Genomic DNA, 3,334 nt, shown 5'->3' on the forward strand with positions numbered 1-3,334 from the left:
CACTATGAGCGGCTGCAGTGGAAGCTGGCCGACCTGCCGCTGGACGAGATCCGCAGGGATCTTGTCCAGCCCGAGTACATTGCGCTGGTCAAGGGTGCGGTCATGGGTGAGGCCACCTCCATCGCGGCGGTGCACGGCTTTCTCAACGAGTTCACCGACGATTACGACTGCTCTGCCTTCGTGAACATCTGGGGCTACCAGGAGCTCCAGCACCACTACGCCTTCCGGGCGTGGCTGCAGGCGGTGGACGCCCAGATCGACCAGCGCCGGATCGAGGCGTTGCGCGAGCCCTACGTGCCGGGCACCACGCCGAGCGCCACTTTGATCACCAACGTCATCTCGGAGATGACGGTGAACACGGTCTACCGGACGATGTCGGAGTGGGTGCGCGAGCCGGTGCTGGCGGACCTCATGCTGCGCGCCAGCCGGGACGAGGCCGGTCATGCCCGGGAGTTCATGTACTTCGCGAAGCGCCGGCTGGAGCGGAATCCGCACGAGCTCGTGTCCGTGTTGGAGACGTTCCACTTCTACATGTCGAACAACCGGATCAAGCATCCGGTGGGGGAGTTCAAGCACCGCCTGCTAGAGGATCTTCAGGGTCACGAGACCATTGACACCGCGTTCGAGGTGTTCTTGCGGGTTTCCGAGCCGGATACGCTGGAACAGCTCCAAGTGAAGATCCGCAAAGCGCTCGGCAGCGTTCTCGGCCGGGAGTTCAACCGGAACTCCGACATCCGGCAGGCGTTGGTGGAGGCGATGCCCTGACCGCTTCGGCGATCGAGTTCGTCAGTACCGGGCCTGTCGGTGCCGGGTTTGCCGGTACCGGGCCTGTCACGAACGGATCCGGTAGTTTCCCGTGCGGCTATCCACGCGGACGCGTCCCAGCCGGGGACGCGTGCGCGTGATCGTGCGCGTGATCGTGTGGCGGCCGAGTTGTGGGGAGCTGAGCACGGTCCAGGGATCGCAGACCGTGCTCAGCTCCCCCAAATTCACCGGCAGCCGGTTCGTGGGACGGCCACTGCTGCTGCGCTGGTCCTGGCAGGGACCTACGGGGTGTCCAGGGTCGTCGACCGGCAGGCGTCGACGAAGCGAACCAGTTCGTCGACCTTGTCGGTGCGGACGTCGACCGCCCGGTTGACCACTCGGATGAGGTGCGGGTAGGCGTCGGTGTGATCGTAGCGGGCAGTCTCGGCGATCCGCAGGGCCCAGCGCCAGTAACCCCGGATCGTGTCGGCCAGTGGCATCCGGAAGTGCGCGATAACCTCCCGGATCGGCTCGATGACGGCGTCGCCGTGGCGGCGCAGGTACCGTTCCACGATGTCGGCCATGAAGGTGAAGTGCCGGGCCTCGTCCTTGGCGAGCCGGTTCAGCAGATCGGCCAACACCGGATCGCCGACGACCGCCCGCAGCTGCTGGTAGTACAGCTGGGTCGCCTTCTCCTGGACCAGGGCGTAGGCGAACAGCGAGACCGCGTGGTCGTGCGGCAGTTCGAAGTGCTTGCGCCCCTCGGTCGCCAGTTCCCGCCGCAGCTCGTCGGGATCGGCGATGCCGGCGGCGACCTGGTAGCGGAACAGCGCCCGGGCGTGGCTGTCCTCCTCCTGCGCCCAACGCACGGTGAAGTGGTAAAGCTCCCGGTTGTGCACGAAGGTCTCGACGTCGACGTCGGGGTTCAGCGGGAAGGCCCGCTCGTACACGCCGAAGTAGCCGGGCAGGTGGTCCTCGATCAACGTGATGAACCGGACCGCGGAGCGCTGTCCCTCGGTGAGCCGACCGGCGTCGGCGTTCTCCCAGGCGAACGTTGATTCGACGTCGAAGCGGCGGGTGGTGGAACCCGCCTGGTGGAAGGCGATGACGGCCGCCTCGACCTCGGCGGGAGGAAGCAGCGGCGCCAGGGCCGGGCGTGCGGGGGCTGGCGGTGGTTCGACGCCGCGGGCCTGGCCGAACGCCGGCCGGAGAATGTCGGATGCCGTCATGATGTGGATCCCGTTCCTCGCTCGGCGGCGGTCAGCGTGCCTTGCGGCACACCAGCGCGTAGTGTTTGGTGGTGTAGCCCCAGCCGGCGTTCGCGACCTCCAGATAGCGGCGCAGCGTTGCGGCTGTTCCCGGGCGGATCGCGTCGATCCGCTCCGCGGCCGCGTCGACGTTCACCAGCCAGTCGTCGATGGTGCGCCGGTAGTCGTCGGTGAGATCGTCGAGGCTCGCCAGGGAGAAACCGGCGTCCTCGGCACCGGTGACGAGGTCGGACAGCGGCCGCATGTCCCCCCAGCCGAAGATCGATGCGCGGACGAACTCGGTCCCTTCCCGATGGTCGAACGCCGCCCGGGTGGCCGCGTTGCGAAAGCAGCTTTCCGACACGTACAGCCGTCCGTCGCGGCGCAGCAGCGCCCGGGCCCGCCGGAACACGACATCGAGGTCGGGCATGTGCACGATCGAGCCGAGCATCGTCACCGCGTCGAAACTCCCAGAGGGCAGCTCGACCGTCTCGAAGTGGCCCTGGATCGTGGTGACGCGGTCGCTCACGCCGAGCTCGGCGGCTCGCTGCGCGATGTAGGCGTGCTGTCGCCCCGCGGGGGAGACCCCGACGACCTCGGCTTCGTACTCGACCGCCATGAACAGCGTCAGCGAGCCCCAACCGCATCCGATGTCGAGGACGCGACCACCGCGGCGCAGGCCGAGCCGATCGGCGACGAAGTGGAGCTTGGCGATCTGCGCCTGCTCGAGGGTGTCGTGCTCCGTGCGGTAGAGACCCGAGCTGTACTTGCGCAGGGGATCGAGGAACAGGCCGAAGACCTCGGGCGGCAGGTCGTAGTGCTGATTGGTGTCGCTCGTCGTGGGTTCGGTGCTCGTCGTGGGTTCGGTGGCGAGGCCCGCCGCCGCCTCCGGCGCGGTGGTGACGGGCGAGCTCATGCGGCCTGCACCTGCAGTGCCGCCTGGACGACGTCGGCGACCTCGGCGACGGTGACCGCCGAGAAGACGTCATCGTCCTCGAGTTCGACGTCGTACTCGCGTTCCACCCGGGCGATCATCCGGAGCACCTTCACCGAGTCCGCACCCTCCACGGAGCGCAGATCGGCGTCCGCAGCCAGGTCCTCGATCGGGGTGCCGAGCTCACGAGCGACGATGGCGGTGACGGTGACGGTGGTGACGATCTCCGTATACGACACGGACATTCAGTGCTCCTCTGAGCTTGTCGTTTAACCTTCGGGTGTCACTCTGTGTGATAGTCGCTGGTGGTTTGGGGTGGGCCGGCGTGTCGCCGTGACGTGAAGCGGCCTTCTGTTGATCCTGGTTTCTCACCAAAGACACCGTGATCAGACAGAAGGCCGTGGAGGAC

General features: G+C 67.2%; 4 protein-coding genes. 1 reads left to right on the plus strand and 3 read right to left on the minus strand.

The features are described from left to right. A partial coding sequence (locus tag AC08ON_RS17360) for a ferritin-like domain-containing protein (protein WP_476617363.1) occupies nt 1–765 on the plus strand: 765 nt, incomplete at its 5' end. A gap of 281 nt (nt 766–1,046) precedes the next feature. Here the strand turns inward: AC08ON_RS17360 and AC08ON_RS17365 are convergent. Genes AC08ON_RS17365 through AC08ON_RS17375 form a run of 3 tightly spaced genes read right to left on the minus strand, consistent with a single transcriptional unit; the run spans nt 1,047 to nt 3,170 of the window. Then, nucleotides 1,047–1,973, minus strand: coding sequence for an acyl-ACP desaturase (locus AC08ON_RS17365; protein WP_476608621.1), 927 nt, complete (start codon nt 1,971–1,973; stop codon nt 1,047–1,049). A gap of 31 nt (nt 1,974–2,004) precedes the next feature. After that, nucleotides 2,005–2,907, minus strand: coding sequence for an SAM-dependent methyltransferase (locus AC08ON_RS17370; RefSeq protein ID WP_476608620.1), 903 nt, complete (start codon nt 2,905–2,907; stop codon nt 2,005–2,007). Then, a complete protein-coding gene (locus tag AC08ON_RS17375) occupies nt 2,904–3,170 on the minus strand; it encodes an acyl carrier protein (RefSeq protein ID WP_476608619.1) in 267 nt (88 codons plus the stop codon). Before AC08ON_RS17375 ends, AC08ON_RS17370 begins: the two co-directional genes overlap by 4 nt. Between the last annotated feature and the right edge of the window lie 164 nt (nt 3,171–3,334).

This window comes from Frankia sp. CoWAU3, from assembly GCF_977971855.1.

Excerpts from the sequence above, each read along its gene's own strand:
- AC08ON_RS17375 (WP_476608619.1), bottom strand. The coding sequence starts at position 3,170 with ATGTCCGTGTCGTATACGGAGATCGTCACCACCGTCACCGTCACCGCC.
- AC08ON_RS17370 (WP_476608620.1), bottom strand. The coding sequence starts at position 2,907 with ATGAGCTCGCCCGTCACCACCGCGCCGGAGGCGGCGGCGGGCCTCGCC.
- AC08ON_RS17365 (WP_476608621.1), bottom strand. The coding sequence starts at position 1,973 with ATGACGGCATCCGACATTCTCCGGCCGGCGTTCGGCCAGGCCCGCGGC.